Source organism: Arthrobacter sp. Y3221048, from assembly GCF_059092685.1.
Map to the genome: position 1 here is coordinate 375,577 of NZ_JBNHHX010000002.1, position 16,830 is coordinate 392,406.

Genomic DNA, 16,830 nt, shown 5'->3' on the forward strand with positions numbered 1-16,830 from the left:
CTGCAGCTGTCAGGGGCAGCAGCATGTCACTCCGGCGCCCGGCGGCGGTAGGCTGCTGGAATGTCGTCCGAACAGTCCCGCGATGCCGCGGGTGTGCCGGCGCCCGCCGGGGCCGATGCCGGCGCCGTCGCCTGGGAAGGCGCGGTCAACGCCCGCCGGGTGGCGGGGGACATCTTCCGGATGGGCCGCGCCGAATGGCTGACTGCCGCGGGCTGGCAGCAGGCGTACGACGACGGCGTGCGCACCATCGTGGATCTGCGGAACCCGGGCGAGCGCTCGCGACGCCCGACCGATCCCGTGGTGCCGGCCGGGGCGCTGGAGAAGTTTATGGTGCTCAACCGGCCGACCGAAGAGCCCGGGCACGCACGGTTCGCCAACAGCGCTCCGTACATGAACCACCCGCGTTACTACCTGGACAACGTGCGGGTCTTCCCGCACCTGATCGCCGAGGTATTCCGCACCCTGGCGCATGCGGAGGGCGCCGTCGTCGTCCATTGCTCCGCCGGGCGGGACCGCACGGGCATGGTCTCCATGATGCTGCTGCAGCTCGCCGGGGTCCCGGCCGAGCGGATCGCGGACGCACACGAGCTGGGCATCCGCGGCATCAACGACTGGCACCGGATCAGCCCCTATCCGCATCCGGTGGAGCGGTACGTCGGCGGCGAGGAACTGGAGGCGCGGGTGGCGGACATGCGCGGGTCCCTGCTGCACGTGTTGGCCCAGCTGGAGGTGGAGCCGTTCCTGCTGCGCCACGGCGTGACGCGCGCCGACATCGAGGCGCTCCGTCGCCGGCTCGCGTGAATGCGTGGGCCGAAAAGGGGGCTGTGCCGCGCGAAGCTGTCATGTAGGCTAGATACGTTACCGACCGACCGTTCAGTATTTTATGTCCCGCCCCATCTGCGCCAGCACTGGGCCGGGCGAAGAAAGGGCTGTCAACGATGACCTCTACCGCCGTTGATGTCGAAATTGTTCCCAGCTACATCCAGGATGCCTGGTGGACGCCCGAGGGCGATGTCTCCGGCACCGAGGTCCGCGATGCCAGCACCGGCGCAGTGCTCGCGCGGGTCAGTACCGACGGGCTGGACCTCGCTGCAGCCGTCGAGCACGGCCGCACCGTCGGCCAGGCCTCGCTGGGCCGGCTGACGTTCCACCAGCGCGCGCTCAAGCTCAAAGAGCTGGCCCAGTACCTGAACGCCCGGCGCGAGGGGTTGTACGAACTCTCGCACCGCACCGGCGCCACCAAGATCGACAACATGATCGATATTGACGGCGGCATCGGCGTGCTGTTCACCTTCGGCTCCAAGGGCCGGCGCGAACTGCCGAACTCCCAGGTGGTCGTCGACGGGCCCGCGGAGGTGCTCTCCAAGGACGGTTCCTTCATGGGCCAGCACATCTACACCCGGATCCCGGGCGTGGCCGTGCAGATCAACGCCTTCAACTTCCCGGTGTGGGGCATGCTGGAGAAGTTCGCTCCGGCCTTCATCGCCGGCGTGCCGACCATCGTCAAGCCCGCCACCCCCACGGGCTACGTCGCCGCCGCCGCGGTGAGGCTGATCATCGAATCCAACATCCTGCCGGCCGGTTCGCTGCAGCTGGTCTCCGGTTCCGCCCGTGACCTGCTGGACCATCTGGACTACCGCGACGCCGTCGCCTTCACCGGCTCCGCCTCAACCGCCAACCTGCTGAAGTCCCACCCGAACGTGGCCCGGGGCGGCATCCGGTTCACCGCCGAGGCGGATTCGCTCAACGCCGCGATCCTCGGGCCCGACGCGGTGCCGGGCACCCCGGAGTTCGACGCGTACATCAAGTCGCTGGTCACCGAAATGACGGCCAAGGCGGGCCAGAAGTGCACCTCGATCCGCCGCGCCATTGTCCCCAGGGACCGCATGCAGGACGTCGCCGACGCCGTGCGCGCCCGGATCGAGCAGCGCGTTGTCGTCGGCGATCCGCGGGCCGAGGGCGTCACCATGGGTGCGCTGGCCTCGGTGGAGCAGCTTGAGGACGTCCGCGCCGCCGTCCAGGCCATGGTCGACGCCGGCGGCGAGCTTGCCTACGGCACGCTCGATTCGCCGCAGGTCACCCGCGCCGACGGGACCGTGGGCGACTCCGAGGGCGCTTTCATGTCGCCGGTGCTGCTGACCTGGGCAGACGCCGAAGCCGATGCCGTGCATTCGCTGGAAGCGTTCGGCCCGGTCTCCTCCGTGATCGGCTACGAGGATCTGGACGACGCCGTGCGGCTGGCCGCCATGGGCGCGGGTTCGCTGGTAGCCACGGTGGCCACCAACGACCCCGACGCCGCCCGCGTGCTGGTGACCGGGATCGCCGCCCACCACGGCCGGGTGCTGGTGCTCAACCGCGAAGACGCCAAGACGTCCACCGGCCACGGCTCCCCGGTGCCGCACCTGGTCCACGGCGGACCGGGCCGCGCCGGCGGCGGCGAGGAGCTGGGCGGGATCCGCTCCGTCCTGCACCACATGCAGCGCACCGCCATCCAGGGTTCGCCGAACATGCTCACGGCCGTGACCGGCGTGTGGCATACCGGCGCCGACCAGCATTTCGACGACGTCCACCCGTTCCGCAAGAACCTGGCCACGCTGCGGATCGGCGACGCCGTGCGCTCGGAACTGCGCCAGGTCACGCTGGAGGACATCACCGCGTTCGCCAATGAGACCGGCGACACCTTCTACGCCCACACCAACCAGGAGGCCGCCGCCGCCAACCCGTTCTTCCCCGGCATCGTGGCGCATGGTTACCTGTTGCTCGCCTGGGGCGCCGGACTGTTCGTGGAGCCGGCACCGGGACCGGTACTGGCGAACTACGGCCTGGAGAACCTGCGCTTCATCACTCCGGTGGCTGCCGGCGACTCCATCCGGGTGACCCTCACCGCCAAGCGCATCACGCCGCGCGAGACCGACGCGTACGGCGAGGTCGCCTGGGACGCGGTGCTGACCAACCAGAACGACGAGATCGTCGCGACCTACGACGTGCTCACCCTGGTGGAGAAGTAGCCGGAGCTCCTCCTCCTGCCGTGTCCCCGGCGGCCCGTGCCCCGGGGACCGGCAGGAACACCACCGTGTGCCAGCGCCAGAAGGCGAACAGCACCAGCAGCACGGTAGCGCCGTACAGCAGTTGGGGCGTCGGCTGACTGGGAAATACCAGTGAGGTGGCCAGCTGCACCACGGCAAAGGCCAGCCACAGCCACCAAGCCTCATAAATCCGGTGCGCCAAACCCAGATACACCACCGTCATCACCGCGGCGTAGAACGCCTGGAGCAGGAGGACGGTCAGCAGGCCGCCCTCCAGTGGAAAGCCCGCCTGGATGTCGCTGGCCATGAAAACCACCGTGGCGGCGATGAGGACCAGCACGGCCACCGCCCAGTTTCGGCCCGTGGCCCGGTGCACCCACACCGCCGGGCCGGCCGGTGCAAGGGGCGAGGCCGCGGCCCGCCAGCGCCACGCGCCGTAGCAGGGCAGCAGCAGCGCCACGCCTATCGAGGCATCGACGAAGAACGCGCCGCCGCCGTCGAAAGCCGGCGTGAGGAGCAGCAGGAAGACCAAGGCCTCCTGGACCAGCAGCACAGGCCACGCCCAGCGGGAGTGGAGCCCGAACAGGAAGACGGTCAGCAGGCCCACCGATGCCTGCAGGTAGCCCACGGAAACCAGCGCGCCGGCAGGACCGTCCAGGGCCTTCAAGGCCATGATCCAGTCCATGCCGCCGACCTCCGTCGTGCTGGTTACACGGCCCGTCCCGCTGCGCCGGGACCGGGAGCGGCCGGACGTCCCGGCCGCACCGACGCCAGCCGGTGTTTGCTCCGCACCGGCCGCCGCAAGGCCGCCTGCCACCCCAGGTAACCGAAGATTTGGAGGCCCGCCGCGATCGCGCCATACAGGGAGACCCAGACCGGAGCGTCCTGGATGGCGGAGAGGAACATGGTGGACAGCGAGAGCGCAACGCCCAGCCACCACGACTGCAGGATGCCGTGGGCGAAGCCCAGGTACATGACGACCGGAAGTGCGGCCAGCAGGGCGTTGAACAGGTACAGGGGTCCGATCTCGGCAACCGGGGTGACGCCGGCGAACCCATTGAGCAGGAACAACAGCAGCAACAGCCCCGCGCCGATTCCCCACTCACGGCCGTGGGCCGAGCGGAGCGGGACACGGACGCCTTTCCGCCGGTACTGGGTCCACTTCCACAGGCCATAGAGGGCCGCGGCCAGCACAAACACGGTGCTGGTGTTCAACCGGCCGTAGGGGATCCCGGTGGCCAGCAGCACGGCGGTTGCGGCCACCGGCAGCAACCAGGCCCACGGCACACGGTAGGCGAATAGAACGATGGCGGCGATCGTGAGCGCCATGCTCAGCGCCGAGACCCACCAGAACTCCCCATCCATATCGATCACGTCCCCATAACATCGAATGGTGAGGTCAGCCTAGCAGGGGAGGACCGTGAATTCAGTAAGTACTTTAGGTCCCTCGGGCGGCCCCGGATCCGCGGTGGGTGCGGGTCGGCGGTGCCGCCGTGAATCAGGCGAGGACGCGGGCCGCGGCAGGCAAGTGGAGGCCGTCGAACATCATGACGATCAGGTCGTCGGCGAGCTTCTGCGGGGACAGTGATCCGCCCGGCTTGTACCACTCGACGATGGAGTTGATCGTGCCGAACAGCAGTCGCGCCGTGGTCCTCGGGTCGATGTCCCCGCGCAGGGAACCCTCGGCACGGGCGGCGTCCACCAGGTCCGCTACCTTGTGGTCGAACGCGCGCCGGCGGTCCAGCGCGTCGCGTTCGATCTCGGTGTTGCCGCGCAGACGCAGCAGCAGGGTGACGTACGGCAGTTTGTCGCACAGGACCTGGACGGTGCCGCGGAGCACGAACTCCAGCCGTGCATCCGCCCGGCCGGTGGAAGCCGACGGGTTTTCGAGCACGGCCTCGAGGCTGCCGAGGGCTTCTTCCAGGGCCAGGCGCAGCAGGTCGCCCTTGGACGGGACGTGGTGGTAGATGGCGCTCTTGGAGATGCCCAGGTTTTCGGCGAGGATGCCCATGGAGGTGGCCTCGTAACCGTGCTTGTTGAACACGGCGACGGCGACGTTCAGCACCGACTGCTGGTCGTAGCCGGGGCGGCCGCGGCGGGCGGTCTCCTGCGTCCTTGTCTTCGCCATTGTCCTATTCTCCCACGACCGTTAGGTCAGTTATGCGGCGGGCGGTGCGTGCCCAGGCCTCCACCCGCCCGCCGCCTCCACATCCGTCAGGCGTTGCCGCGCAGGTCGTAGACCCGGCGCAGCTTGCCGCTGGAGCGGGCGAGGGTGCCGGGGTCGGCGACCACGATCTTGCAGCTGGAGCCGACGTGGATCTTGATCTGGCGCTGCAGCTCGCGGGCCGCTTCGGTCGCCTTGGCGGGCGTGCAGTCTTCGCGGCGTTCGATCTTCACGGTCAGCTCGTCCATCCGGTGGGGCCGGCTGATTTCCAGCTGGAAGTGCGGGCTCAGGCCGGGGATGCGCAGGGCGATTTCCTCGATCTGGGTGGGGAAGAGGTTCACGCCGCGCAGGATGATCATGTCGTCCGAACGCCCGGTGATCCGGCCGATGCGGCGCATGTTCGGCCGCCCGGTGCCGGGCAGCAGCCGGGTGAGGTCGTGCGTGCGGTAGCGGATCACCGGCATGGCTTCCTTGGTCAGCGACGTGAACACCAGTTCGCCGGCCTCGCCGTCGTCCAGCACCCGGTCGGTGAGCGGATCGATGACTTCCGGCCGGAAGTGGTCCTCCCAGATGGTGGAACCGTCCTTGAAGTCCACGCACTCGCCGGCGACGCCCGGGCCCATGACCTCGGAGAGGCCGTAGATGTCGCACGCGTCGATGTCCAGCTTGCCCTCCAGCTCGTGGCGCATCTCGTCGGTCCACGGCTCGGCGCCCAGCACCGCGACCTTCAGCGACGTCTTGGATGGATCGACGCCGGCGTGCTCCATCGCGTCCACGATGGTCAGCAGGTAGGTGGGCGTGCAGAGGATGGCATCCGGTTCGAAGTCCTGGATCAGCTGGATCTGTTTCTCGGTCTGCCCGCCGGACATCGGGATCACCGTGCAGCCGAGCTTCTCCGCACCGTAGTGTGCACCCAGTCCGCCGGTGAACAGGCCGTAGCCGTAGGCATTGTGGACCTTCATGCCCTTCTTCACGCCCGAAGCGCGGATGGAACGGGCGAACAGCGTCTCCCAGTTCTGGATGTCGCGACGCGTGTAGCCGACCACGGTGGCCCGGCCGGTCGTGCCCGAGGACGCATGGATCCGGGCCACTTCTTCCTGCGGCACGGCGAACATGCCGAAGGGGTACGACTGGCGCAGGTCTTCCTTGTCCGTGTAGGGGAACTTGGCCAGGTCGGACAGTTCCTTGAGGTCCTCGGGGCGCACGCCGGCGTCGTCGAACTTCTTTTTGTACATCGGCACGCGCTCATAGGCGTAGGCAACCGTGTGCTGCAGGCGCTTCAGCTGGAGGGCCTCCAGCTCGTCCCGGCTCATCAGCTCCTCGGGGTCGAGGGTGTCCTCGGCGGCGGGAGTGGTCTTGCGGGCTTTGGTACCGGTGGTGGTCGTCATGGGAACGGTCCTTTGATGCGGGTCGGGCTGTGCTGTCGGTGAAGGCTGGGGGGCGTCGCTGTCCGAAAGGTGCGGCGCGGTCAGGGCTTTTGCCGGTTGCGGGCGGGATTGGGGACGGTGCGGGAACGGCCGCGGAATTCGAGCAGGACGTCGGCCCCGCCGTTCGGCTTCTCCTGGGTGACGGTGATGTCGTACAGGCCGCTGCGGCCGGTCTGGTTGACCAGCCGGGCGGTGGCGGTCAGCAGCCGGCCGGCGAGCCCCGGATTCAGGAAATTGACGTCGACGCCGGAGGCCACCGTGATGGTGCTGCCGTCGCCGTCGGGGTCGTTGCAGGCCAGCGCGAAGGCCACGTCGGCGAACGCGAACACCATGCCGCCCTGCGCCATGCCGAAGCCGTTGAGCATCTCCTCGCGCAGCCGCATCTCGATGACGACGTCGCCAAACTCCGCCTTCACGACTTCCACGCCCATCCAACGCGCGGCCTGGTCGTTGACGAAGGCCGGGTGCACGGGCCGTTCGCCCGGCTGCAGCTCGTTGCTTTCCGCCGGAGTGTCCCGGGAAGTGTCGACGTCGATGTCCGTCATGGAAGCCCCTTGCTGTTCATTACCGAATGTTCATTAGGTAATCCTGATTTGTGATTCAAGTCAAGGCGGGCCGGGAACGTTGAGCAGCGGCTACGCCAGCTCGGTGGCACCGATCGCGTCGAGGGCGAAGGCGTAATCCCAGGCCCGGTCCTTCCAGGCCTCGTACCGGCCGGACGCGCCGCCGTGTCCGGCGTCCATCTCGGTCTTGAGCACGATCGGTGCGGAGCCGGCCGTGGCCTCCCGCAGGGCCGCCACCCACTTGGCGGGCTCCACGTACAGCACCCGCGTGTCGTTGAAGCTGGTGACCGCAGCGATCTTCGGATAGGCGGCCGGCCGGACATTCTCGTAGGGGCTGTACGACTTCATGTAGGCGTAGACCTCGGGGTCGGTGATCGGGTTGCCCCACTCCTCCCACTCCAGCGCCGAAAGCGGCAGGTCCGGGTCCAGGATCGAGGTCAGCGCGTCCACGAACGGCACCTGCGCCACGATCGCCGCATACTTCTCCGGCGCCAGGTTGGCCACGGCGCCCATCAGCAGGCCGCCGGCGGAGCCGCCCATGGCCGCGATCCGCTGCGGATCCGCCCAGCCCGAGGCGGCCAGCCACTCGGTGGCGCTGACAAAGTCCGTGAACGTGTTCTTCTTGTGCAGCTTCTTGCCGTCCTCGTACCAGTGCCGCCCCATCTCGCCGCCGCCGCGGACATGGGCCACCAGGTAGACCACGCCGCGGTCCAGCAGCGACAGCCGCGCCGTGCTGAACGCCGGATCCATGCTGACCTCGTAGCTGCCGTAGGCGTAGGCCAGCGCGGGATTGCTGCCATCGCGCTGCACCGAGGCCTTGCGGATCACCGAGAGCGGGATCCTCGTGCCGTCCGCCGCGGTCGCCCACTCCCGCTCGGCCACGTAGTCCGCCGCGTCGTAGCCGCCGAGCACCGGCGTTTCCTTGCGCAGGTGCAGTGTGCCGGTGGCCAGCTCGTAGTCGTAGATCCGCGGGGGCGTCAGGAACGAGGTGTAGGCCAGCCGAATCACCGGCGCCTCGTAGTCGGACCCGCCGACGCCGGCGGTGAACAATTCCTCGTCGAACGCCGGCTCAGCCGGGGCGGCCTGCGCGGCCGTCCCCAAACCGGCCAGGGGCAGCACCTGCACGCGTTCAATGGTGTCCTGGCGGATGGACAGGACCGCATGCGTGGCGGTGACCCCCGCCCCGTTGACCCGCACCGCGTCGTCGTGCTCCACTACGGTGTCCCAGTGCTGCTCGGCCAGGGGCTTGCAGAACTCCGCGAGGTCGGCCAGCGAGACCATCGAGTTCACGGCGTCCTTGTTGTGGGTCAGCAGCACCTTTTGGTTGCCGTCCAGCAGGAACGGCTCGGCGTCGTAGAGCACCCGCTCGCTGCGCGGGATGAGCGTCTGCAATCCGGCTTCGGGGGCGGAGAAGTCCAGCAGCCGCGTCTCGGAGTATTCGGAGCAGCCGATCCCGATCACCAGGTGCCGGCGGTCGGAGGAAAGCTCAAACCCCATCCACATGGCCGGGTCGTCTTCCTGGTAAATCACGACGTCGGAGGCCGCCGGGGTGCCGATGGTGTGCGCCTTGATCTGGAACGGGCGCCAGGACTCATCGACCACGGTGTAGAACACGCGGCTGCCGTCGGGATCGAACGCCAGCGAATAGAAGACGTTCTCCACCACGTCGTCCAACAGGTCGCCGGTGTCCAGGTCCTTGATCCTCAGGGTGAAGCGCTCATCGCCGGCGAAGTCGGCGGCGTAGGCGTAGAGGCTTCCGTCTTTGGTCACGGCGGAGCCGCCCAGGGAAAAGAACGGCTTGCCCTCGGCTTCGGCATTGCCGTCCAGGAGCACCTGCTCGCCGGGCACCGGCCGGCCGGCGTCGACCTGCGGGGGAGTCCAGTCGGCTGCCCGGTCCCCGGTGTCCGCGGCCCGGACCCGGCACTGGATGCCGTACTGCTTGCCCTCATCCATCCGGCCGTAGTACCACCAGCCGTCCTTGCGGACCGGAACCGACAGGTCCGTTTCCTGGGTGCGGTTCTTGATTTCGTTGAATATGGCCTCGCGCAACGGCTGCTGGTGCCCGGTCACCGCCGCCGTGTAGGCGTTCTCCGCCTCCAGGTGCGCAACGACCTCCGGATTCCCCTTGTCCCGCAGCCACTCATAGTTGTCAACGAAGACGTCGCCGTGGTGGGCTCGCTCGACGGGAACCTTGCGGGCAGCCGGCGGTTCCGGCAGTCCTGCGGGGGAGGAGGCGTGGGCGGTTTCGGCGGGGGAGTGCGTCATGCCACCAATATATAGAGCCCGTCCCCTCCGCCGGCCGGGTTCGGCTGAGGGTGGAAGCAGCGGAACCCGCCCGGGGGTCGGGCTGCTCCAGCCGGCGGCCGGGCCGGCCTGCTGCCGCTGCTCCCGCCGTCGGCCGGGCCGGCCTGCCGCCGGGAACCGGAAGTTCGTCTCCGGCCGGGCCGGGCGGCAGCCGATGGCCTTGACGGCCACGGAAAATGCGCTATATCCTGAACGAACGGTCGGTAATTATTTCGCGGCCGGATTTCGTACAGTGAGGTGACCATCGTGGCAACGCAGACCCAGGCCGGCGACTCCCAGTTGCACGCCGTGCCGTCCCCTGAGGACGAGGCCGGGAAGGCCTACTTTGACAAGATCATTGCCGAGGACTCCCGGATCGAGCCGGCCGACTGGATGCCGGAGAAGTACCGCAAGACGCTGGTCCGGCAGATGTCCCAGCACGCGCACTCCGAGATCATCGGCATGCAGCCGGAGGCGAACTGGATTACCCGCGCGCCCAGCCTGAAGCGCAAGGCCATCCTGATGGCCAAGGTGCAGGACGAGGCCGGCCACGGGTTGTACCTCTACTCCGCCACCGAAACCCTGGGCACGCCCCGGCACGTCCTCAACCAGCAGCTGCTCGACGGCAAGGCCAAGTACTCCTCGATCTTCAACTACCCGGCCAACAGCTGGGCGGACATGGGGGCCATCGGCTGGCTCGTCGACGGCGCCGCGATCGCCAACCAGGTGCCCCTCTGCCGGGCCTCCTACGGCCCCTACGGCCGGGCGATGGTTCGGATCTGCAAGGAAGAGTCCTTCCACCAGCGGCAGGGCTTCGAGATCCTGCTGGAACTGGCCAACGGCACTCCGGCGCAGAAGCAGATGGCCCAGGACGCGGTCAACCGCTTCTACGCCCCGGCACTGATGATGTTCGGCCCCACGGACACCGACTCGCCGAACTCCCAGCAGTCGATGGCCTGGAACATCAAGCGGTTCACCAACGATGAGCTGCGCTCGCGGTTCGTGGGGATGATCCAGGAACAGGTCAAGGTCCTGGGCCTGACCCTGCCCGATGACAAGATCCGCTACAACGAGGAAACCGGCATGTGGGAGCACGGCGAACTCAACTGGGACGAATTCTACGAAGTCCTCGCCGGCCGCGGCCCCTGCAACGCGCAGCGGATGGAGCGCCGCCGCGAGGCACACGAGAACGGCGCCTGGGTGCGCGAAGCAGCAGCCGCCTACGCGGACAAGAAGGCACAGAAAGTACAGGTGGCCTGAATGGCAACTGGAGACCAGACCGCAATGGCCCGACCCGTGGAGACGGCGACGGCGGAAGGCGCGTCGTCCGACAAGCAGCCCTGGCCGCTGTGGGAAGTGTTTGTGCGCTCCTCGCGCGGACTGTCCCACGTGCACGCCGGGTCGCTGCACGCCCCGGACGCCGAGATGGCCGTGCGGAACGCGCGGGATCTCTACACCAGGCGCAACGAAGGCGTCTCGCTCTGGGTGGTGCCGGCGTCGGCCATCGTGGCCAGCGACCCAGACGCGAAGGGCGAATTTTTCGAATCGCCCAAGGGCAAGGATTACCGCCATGCCACGTACTACACCAAGAGCGAAGGGGTGAAGCACCTGTGAGCGGCGAAAGCGCCACCCGGATCACGCCCGGCAACGCCCTGCGCCCTGAGGACATCGCCGCGCAGGTGACCGAAGGCACCAGGGCCAGCAACGACGTCGCCGAGTACGCTTTGCGCCTGGGCGACGACGCGTTGATCCTGGCCCAGCGGCTGGGCTGGTGGATTTCCCGCGCGCCCGAGCTGGAAGAGGACGTCGCGCTCGCCAACATCGCGCTGGACCAGATCGGCCACGCCCGGTCGTTCCTGACCTACGCCGGCTCCGCCTGGGACAAGTCCGAAGACGATCTGGCTTACTGGCGCGGGGAGAGCGAGTTCCGCTCCAGCTACCTCGTCGAACAGCCCAACGGCGACTTCGGCAAGACCATCGCCCGCCAGCTGGTCATCGCCACTTACCAGCACGAACTGTACTCACGGCTGGTCGACTCGCAGGACGAAACCCTGGCGGCCATCGCGGCCAAGGCGCTGAAGGAAGTGGACTACCACCGCGACCACGCGGCGCAGTGGACGCTGCGCCTGGGCGACGGCACGGAAGAGTCGCACCGGCGCATCGCCGCCGGCTTCCTCTCCATCTGGCCGTACGTGGAGCAGTTGTTCCTGGACGATGAGCTGATCGACCGTCTGCCCGGCATCGCGGTGCGGCCCTCGGAACTGCGCGAAGGCTACGACGCCTTCATCGCGGAAGTCTTCGCCGAGGCGACGCTGGAGGTCCCGGACGTCCAGCCCGCCATGACGGACAAAACCCGCGTCAAACACAGTGAACACCTGGGCTACCTGCTGGCTGAGCTGCAGGTGCTGGCCCGCGAACACCCCGGCGCCACCTGGTAACCAGGCCGGCTTAGCGGAGCAACGGAGCTATTCATGTCCACCAATACGGCCCAACGGCCGGCAGGAACCGAAGCGGCGCGCGTCTGGGATGTCGCGGCCACCGTCTGTGACCCGGAGATCCCGGTGCTGAGCATCGAGGACCTGGGCATCCTGCGGTCCGTGTCAGTGCTGGATGAACCGGACGACAGCGGGCGCCCGGCCGTCGAGGTGACCATCACCCCGACCTACTCCGGCTGCCCGGCGATGGACGCCATCCGCGACGACATTGTCGCCGCGCTGGCGTCCGAGGGATACACCGACGTCCGGGTGAAGCTGGTGCTCGCCCCCGCCTGGACCACGGACTGGATGACCGCCGACGGCAAGGCGAAGCTGAACGAGTACGGCATCGCCCCGCCGTCGGGCATGGCGCCGGTCCGCACCGGACCGGTCAAGCTGGGCCTGAGCGTAAAGTGCCCGCGCTGCGATTCCCTCAACACCCGCGAGCTGTCCCGCTACGGCTCCACGTCGTGCAAGGCGCTGTACCAGTGCAACGACTGCCACGAACCCTTCGACTACTTCAAGGTGCTCTAGATGACTACTTCCACCACGGATGCCCCGGCGGTCAAGCGCCGCGCCACCTTCCACCCGCTGTCCGTCGCGGAGGTCCGCAAGCTCACCGACGAAGCCGTCGAGGTCACCTTTGAGGTGCCGGAGGAATTGCACGGCCAGTACGATTACGTGCCCGGCCAGTACGTGGCCCTGCGCACCACGCTCGAAGGCCAGGAAATCCGCCGCAGCTACTCCATCTGCGCCGAGCCGAAGCCGGGCGAAATCCGGGTGGCGATCAAGCGCGACATCGGCGGATTGTTCTCGAACTGGGCCAACGACAACCTCAAGGCCGGGGACGTTTTGGACGTCATGAGCCCCACCGGCGCCTTCATCTCCAAGCACCAGATGACGGAGATCAACCACCCGGAACAGATCGATGCCGGCGCCGGCGCCACCTTCGTGGCGTTCGCCGCCGGGTCCGGCATCACTCCGGTGATCTCGATCGCCCGGACCGTGCTGGCTGCCAGCGACAGCGTCCGGTTCGACCTGGTCTACGCGAACAAGGCCGCCATGGACGTGATGTTCGTGGAGGAACTGGCCGACCTGAAGGACAAATACCCCACCCGCTTCGCGCTGCACCACGTGCTCTCCCGCGAGCAGCGCATTTCGCCGCTGCTCTCCGGCAGGATCGACGCCGAGAAGCTGACCAGCCTGTTCGACAACGTGCTCCGCACCGACGATGTGGACGAATGGTTCCTCTGCGGCCCCTACGAACTGGTGCAGCTGTGCCGCGACACCCTGGCCGAACGCGGCGTGCCCGCCGAGAAGATCCGCTTCGAGCTGTTCAGCACCGGCGAGCCGACCAAACCGCAGGGCAACATTGGCCGGCCGGTGCAGCTCGACCCCAGCGCGGACAACTTCGAGATCAACTTCAGGCTGGACGGGCTCTCCGGCACGGTCGCTTCGCCCAAGCATGCCCGCGAGTCGGTGCTCAACGCCGCGCTGCGCGTCCGCCCGGACGTTCCCTTCGCCTGCGCCGGCGGCGTCTGCGGCACCTGCCGCGCCAAGGTTGTCTCCGGCACGTTCACCATGGAGGAGAACTACGCGCTGGAACCGGAGGAGATCGAGCGCGGCTACGTGCTGACCTGCCAGACCCACCCCACCAGCGACGAAATCACCGTCGACTACGACGCCTGACCGATCTTAGACAGCACCGACCCCGAAGGAGCCGCATGAGCATGATTGAGCTGTCCATCGAGGACAACATCGCCGAAGTGGTGCTCAACGCACCGGGCAAGATGAATGCGCTGGACGAACAGGCGCTCAATGATCTGGGCAAGGCGTACGACGACGCCGCAGCCGCCGGCGTCCGCGCGCTGCTGCTCCGCGGCGAGGGCCGCGGCTTTTGCGCCGGCCGCGACATCTCCGCCGTGGACCCGGCGACCGACGATGCCTACGGCTACCTGTCCGGCGTCGTCACCCCGGTCCTGCGCAAGATGGCGGAGTTCCCCGCGCCCACCTTCGCCGCCGCACAGGGGGCGGCGCTCGGCGTCGGGCTCGGCCTGCTGATCGCCACGGATGTGGTGTACGTGGCCGACAGCGCCAAGATCGGCTCGCCGTTCGCCAATCTGGGGGCCACCCTGGATTCGGGCGGGCACTGGCTTTTCACCGAGCGGCTCGGCGCGCACCGGACGCTGGATCTGATCTACACCGCCGAGCTGATGAGCGGCGAGGAAGCAGTAAAGGCCGGCCTGTTCAGCCGCGCCATGCCGGCGGACGACCTGCTGGAGACCACCCGCGGCATCGTGGGCAAGGTGGCCCAGGGCGCCACCGGCGCGTTCCGGGCGTCCAAGGAGTTGGTGGCGAACATCCGCGACCAGCGGCTGGGCCTGTGGCTCGCCACCGAAGAGGAAAACGCCGCGCAGGGCCGGCTGTGCAAGAGCGACGACTACGCCGAAGGCTTCAAGGCCTTCCAGGAGAAGCGCAAGCCGGTCTTCAAGGGCTGACGAGCGGGCCGAGGCCGGTGCCGCGCAGTCGGAGGGTAGGCTTTCACGCGTAGCCCGTTCGCGCTGCCGGGCCTCCCGGCCTCTGCTCCAGGAGTCACATGAGTGCCGCCCCGCCCGTCATCACGACCGTGGCCTGCCCCGACCGGGACCTGATGGCCGCCCTGGAACCCCTGCCGGCGGGGATCCGCACCGTCTATTGGGATTTCGACGGCGACCCCGCGGGTGCCCGGCTGGACCAGCTCGAGGCCGTGGTGCTGCCGTATCCGGACATGGCCGGCGCGCTCCCCAACCTGCCGAAGCTGCAGAACCTGAAGCTGGTGCAGACCCAAACCACCGGGGTTGACGGGGTCGCCGCCGTTGTCGCACCGGACGTCGCCATCGCCAGCGCGGCCGGGGTGCACGCCGCCGCGACCGCCGAACTCGCCGTCGGGCTCGTGCTTGCCTCCTTGCGCGGGATCGACGTCGCGGCGCGTGACCAGCCCGAGGGACGGTGGCGCCACGTGCGCCGGCCGTCCCTGGCGGACCGCAAGGTGCTGCTCGTCGGCGTGGGCGGCATTGGCCGGGAAATCGCGCGCCGCCTGGAGCCCTTCGAAGTGCAGCTAACCCGGGTGGGGACCCGCGCCCGGGACGACCGCGACGGCCACGTCCACGGCACGGACGAGCTGACGGAGCTGGCCGCGTCCCACGAGGTGCTGATCCTCATCACACCGCTGACGGACGCCACCCGCGGGTTGATCGATGCCGCGGTACTGGCAGCCCTCCCGGACGGTGCGCTGGTGGTCAACGTCGCGCGCGGGGCGGTGGTCGACACGGATGTGCTGACCGCGGAGGTCGTCTCCGGCCGGCTGAAGTGCGCGTTGGATGTCACCGATCCCGAACCGCTGCCACCGGACCACCCGCTGTGGCGGGCCGGCAACGCGCTGATCACCCCGCACCTGGGCGGCGACACCACGGCGTTCGAACCGCGGATCGTCCGGCTCCTGAAGCATCAACTGGCGGCTGTCGCGGCCGGCCAGGCGCCGCAGAACCTGGTGCAGCCGGGCCACTTCCGATAACCCGGGGCGAGGTCTGGACAACCCTCCTGCCCCGCGGGCACGATGAAGGCGGCGCGTCGGGCAGCGGGCCGGCGCCGGAGGAGGGATGACCTATGGGCATCATCGTGTCCAACATGTTCCTCACACTCGACGGTGTCTACCAGGCCCCGGGCGGAGCCGACGAGGACCCGGAGAACGGCTTCGAATACGGCGGCTGGCAGGCGCCGTTCTTCGACGAAGCATCCGGCGAGGCGATCGGGGCCGTCATCGACCGCATCGACGCGCTGCTGCTCGGGCGGAAGACCTACGACATCTTCGCGGGCTACTGGCCGAATGCCGGCGACGACTCTCCGATTGCGGTGAAGTTCAACGCGGCGCCGAAGTACGTCGTGTCGACGACGCTCACCGAGCCTGCCTGGGCGGGCACGACGGTGCTGCACGATGCCATGGCGGCCGCGCACCTTCGCGAACGGCACGACGAGGTGCACGTGTTCGGCAGCGGCGACCTGTTGCAGTCGTTGTTCACCGAGGACGTGGTCCACCGCCTCAACCTCTGGCTGTATCCGCTCACGCTTGGCAGCGGGAAGCGGCTCTTCGGCCCCGGCACGATTCCGGCGTCATTCCGCCTCGCCGGCCCTGCCCGCACCTTTGACAAGGGCTCGGTGGCACTGGTGTATGAGCGTGCGGGCGAGGTCGAGACCGGCGACATGACCGAGGTCGAGGCGCGCGGGAGCGGGGACGGCGGCTGAGCGCCGGCGCCTGCTCCTCCAGTGCCGCGGGGCGCGGCTGCCGTGGCCCACTGGCCGGTTTAGCGGGTGTCCAGGTCCTCGAACACCAGGAAGGTCTGGGTATCTAGGATGCCGGGCATGGACTGGATCTGGTCGAAGATGACCCGGCGAAGGTCCACGTTGTCCACGGCACGGACCAGCAGGATGACATCGAAGTTCCCGCCGACCAGGGCGATGTGGTGCACCTCGGGAATGGCGCGCAGGGCTTCGCGCAGCTCGCGCCAGGAGTGCTGGCGCAGCTTTAGCGTCACGTAGGCGGAGGCCTTCAACCCCGCCTTAATCGGGTCCACCAAAGCCGTGAACTTGGTCAGCACCCCTGCCTCGGTCAGCCGCGCAATGCGCGAGTAGGCGTGTGCCCGGGAGATGTGGACGTTTTCGGCGACGGCAGTCACGGACAACCTGCCGTCCCGCGTCAGTTCCGCCAGGATCCGGCGGTCGATCTCATCCAGCTGCGGGACTTTCACGGCGGCACCGTTGGCCATCTGTCTACACCTCGCGGGGTTATCCAGCTCACATTAACAATTCGTCTCCAAGACTACGACCAGGCAAGCAGATATTCCACGTTTTCCTGCA

General features: G+C 68.3%; 17 protein-coding genes. 10 read left to right on the plus strand and 7 right to left on the minus strand.

Going from position 1 to position 16,830, the window contains the following annotated elements; all coding sequences use genetic code 11:
• The first annotated feature begins 60 nt into the window (after window positions 1–60).
• Together AC5RVS_RS06385 and paaZ are read left to right on the plus strand one after the other, a co-directional pair.
• On the plus strand, window positions 61–801 hold the full coding sequence (locus tag AC5RVS_RS06385; RefSeq protein WP_493989495.1) for a tyrosine-protein phosphatase: 741 nt from the start codon (window positions 61–63) through the stop codon (window positions 799–801).
• A 137-nt stretch (window positions 802–938) separates the two neighbouring features.
• A complete protein-coding gene (gene paaZ, locus AC5RVS_RS06390) occupies window positions 939–3,008 on the plus strand; it encodes a phenylacetic acid degradation bifunctional protein PaaZ (protein ID WP_494107557.1) in 2,070 nt (689 codons plus the stop codon).
• On the opposite strand, the gene AC5RVS_RS06395 is transcribed toward paaZ, so the two are convergent.
• The 6 genes from AC5RVS_RS06395 to AC5RVS_RS06420 form a co-directional block, all read right to left on the minus strand.
• Window positions 2,989–3,711, minus strand: a complete 723-nt coding sequence (locus AC5RVS_RS06395) for a nicotinamide mononucleotide transporter (RefSeq protein ID WP_494107558.1) — start codon at window positions 3,709–3,711, stop codon at window positions 2,989–2,991. The two genes, paaZ and AC5RVS_RS06395, sit on opposite strands and share 20 nt — an antisense overlap.
• A 23-nt stretch (window positions 3,712–3,734) precedes the next feature.
• Window positions 3,735–4,400, minus strand: a complete 666-nt coding sequence (locus AC5RVS_RS06400) for a hypothetical protein (protein ID WP_494107559.1) — start codon at window positions 4,398–4,400, stop codon at window positions 3,735–3,737.
• 124 nt (window positions 4,401–4,524) lie between these two features.
• Window positions 4,525–5,154, minus strand: a complete 630-nt coding sequence (locus tag AC5RVS_RS06405) for a TetR/AcrR family transcriptional regulator (RefSeq protein WP_494107560.1) — start codon at window positions 5,152–5,154, stop codon at window positions 4,525–4,527.
• Window positions 5,155–5,240: 86 nt separating this feature from the next.
• The gene (paaK, locus tag AC5RVS_RS06410) at window positions 5,241–6,578 is read right to left on the minus strand and encodes a phenylacetate--CoA ligase PaaK (protein WP_493989490.1); all 1,338 of its coding nucleotides are present in this window, start codon (window positions 6,576–6,578) and stop codon (window positions 5,241–5,243) included.
• A gap of 80 nt (window positions 6,579–6,658) precedes the next feature.
• Window positions 6,659–7,162: a hotdog fold thioesterase gene (locus AC5RVS_RS06415; protein ID WP_493989489.1), complete on the minus strand. Its 504-nt coding sequence runs from the start codon at window positions 7,160–7,162 to the stop codon at window positions 6,659–6,661.
• A gap of 90 nt (window positions 7,163–7,252) precedes the next feature.
• Window positions 7,253–9,445, minus strand: a complete 2,193-nt coding sequence (locus AC5RVS_RS06420) for a S9 family peptidase (protein ID WP_494107561.1) — start codon at window positions 9,443–9,445, stop codon at window positions 7,253–7,255.
• Between the two features lie 285 nt (window positions 9,446–9,730).
• Between AC5RVS_RS06420 and paaA the strand changes: the two genes are divergently transcribed.
• From paaA to AC5RVS_RS06460, 8 genes are all read left to right on the plus strand, one after another.
• Window positions 9,731–10,723: a 1,2-phenylacetyl-CoA epoxidase subunit PaaA gene (gene paaA, locus AC5RVS_RS06425; RefSeq protein ID WP_494107562.1), complete on the plus strand. Its 993-nt coding sequence runs from the start codon at window positions 9,731–9,733 to the stop codon at window positions 10,721–10,723.
• Between the two features lie 24 nt (window positions 10,724–10,747).
• Window positions 10,748–11,077, plus strand: a complete 330-nt coding sequence (paaB, locus tag AC5RVS_RS06430; RefSeq protein ID WP_493989646.1) for a 1,2-phenylacetyl-CoA epoxidase subunit PaaB — start codon at window positions 10,748–10,750, stop codon at window positions 11,075–11,077.
• Complete coding sequence (gene paaC, locus AC5RVS_RS06435) at window positions 11,074–11,901, plus strand: 1,2-phenylacetyl-CoA epoxidase subunit PaaC (RefSeq protein ID WP_494107563.1); 828 nt, start codon at window positions 11,074–11,076, stop codon at window positions 11,899–11,901. Before paaB ends, paaC begins: the two co-directional genes overlap by 4 nt.
• 33 nt (window positions 11,902–11,934) lie before the next feature.
• The gene (gene paaD / locus AC5RVS_RS06440) at window positions 11,935–12,471 is read left to right on the plus strand and encodes a 1,2-phenylacetyl-CoA epoxidase subunit PaaD (RefSeq protein ID WP_494107564.1); all 537 of its coding nucleotides are present in this window, start codon (window positions 11,935–11,937) and stop codon (window positions 12,469–12,471) included.
• Window positions 12,472–13,626 carry a 1,2-phenylacetyl-CoA epoxidase subunit PaaE gene (gene paaE, locus AC5RVS_RS06445; protein ID WP_493989484.1) on the plus strand — a complete coding sequence of 385 codons (1,155 nt, stop codon included), beginning with the start codon at window positions 12,472–12,474 and terminating at the stop codon, window positions 13,624–13,626. It abuts the gene before it with no gap.
• A gap of 41 nt (window positions 13,627–13,667) precedes the next feature.
• Complete coding sequence (locus tag AC5RVS_RS06450; protein WP_494107870.1) at window positions 13,668–14,435, plus strand: enoyl-CoA hydratase/isomerase family protein; 768 nt, start codon at window positions 13,668–13,670, stop codon at window positions 14,433–14,435.
• A 98-nt stretch (window positions 14,436–14,533) separates the two neighbouring features.
• Complete coding sequence (locus tag AC5RVS_RS06455; RefSeq protein ID WP_494107565.1) at window positions 14,534–15,490, plus strand: 2-hydroxyacid dehydrogenase; 957 nt, start codon at window positions 14,534–14,536, stop codon at window positions 15,488–15,490.
• 92 nt (window positions 15,491–15,582) lie between these two features.
• Window positions 15,583–16,218, plus strand: coding sequence for a dihydrofolate reductase family protein (locus AC5RVS_RS06460; RefSeq protein ID WP_494107566.1), 636 nt, complete (start codon window positions 15,583–15,585; stop codon window positions 16,216–16,218).
• 59 nt (window positions 16,219–16,277) lie between these two features.
• Here the strand turns inward: AC5RVS_RS06460 and AC5RVS_RS06465 are convergent, their stop codons facing one another.
• Window positions 16,278–16,739, minus strand: coding sequence for an Lrp/AsnC family transcriptional regulator (locus tag AC5RVS_RS06465; protein WP_493989481.1), 462 nt, complete (start codon window positions 16,737–16,739; stop codon window positions 16,278–16,280).
• Window positions 16,740–16,830 lie beyond the last annotated feature (91 nt).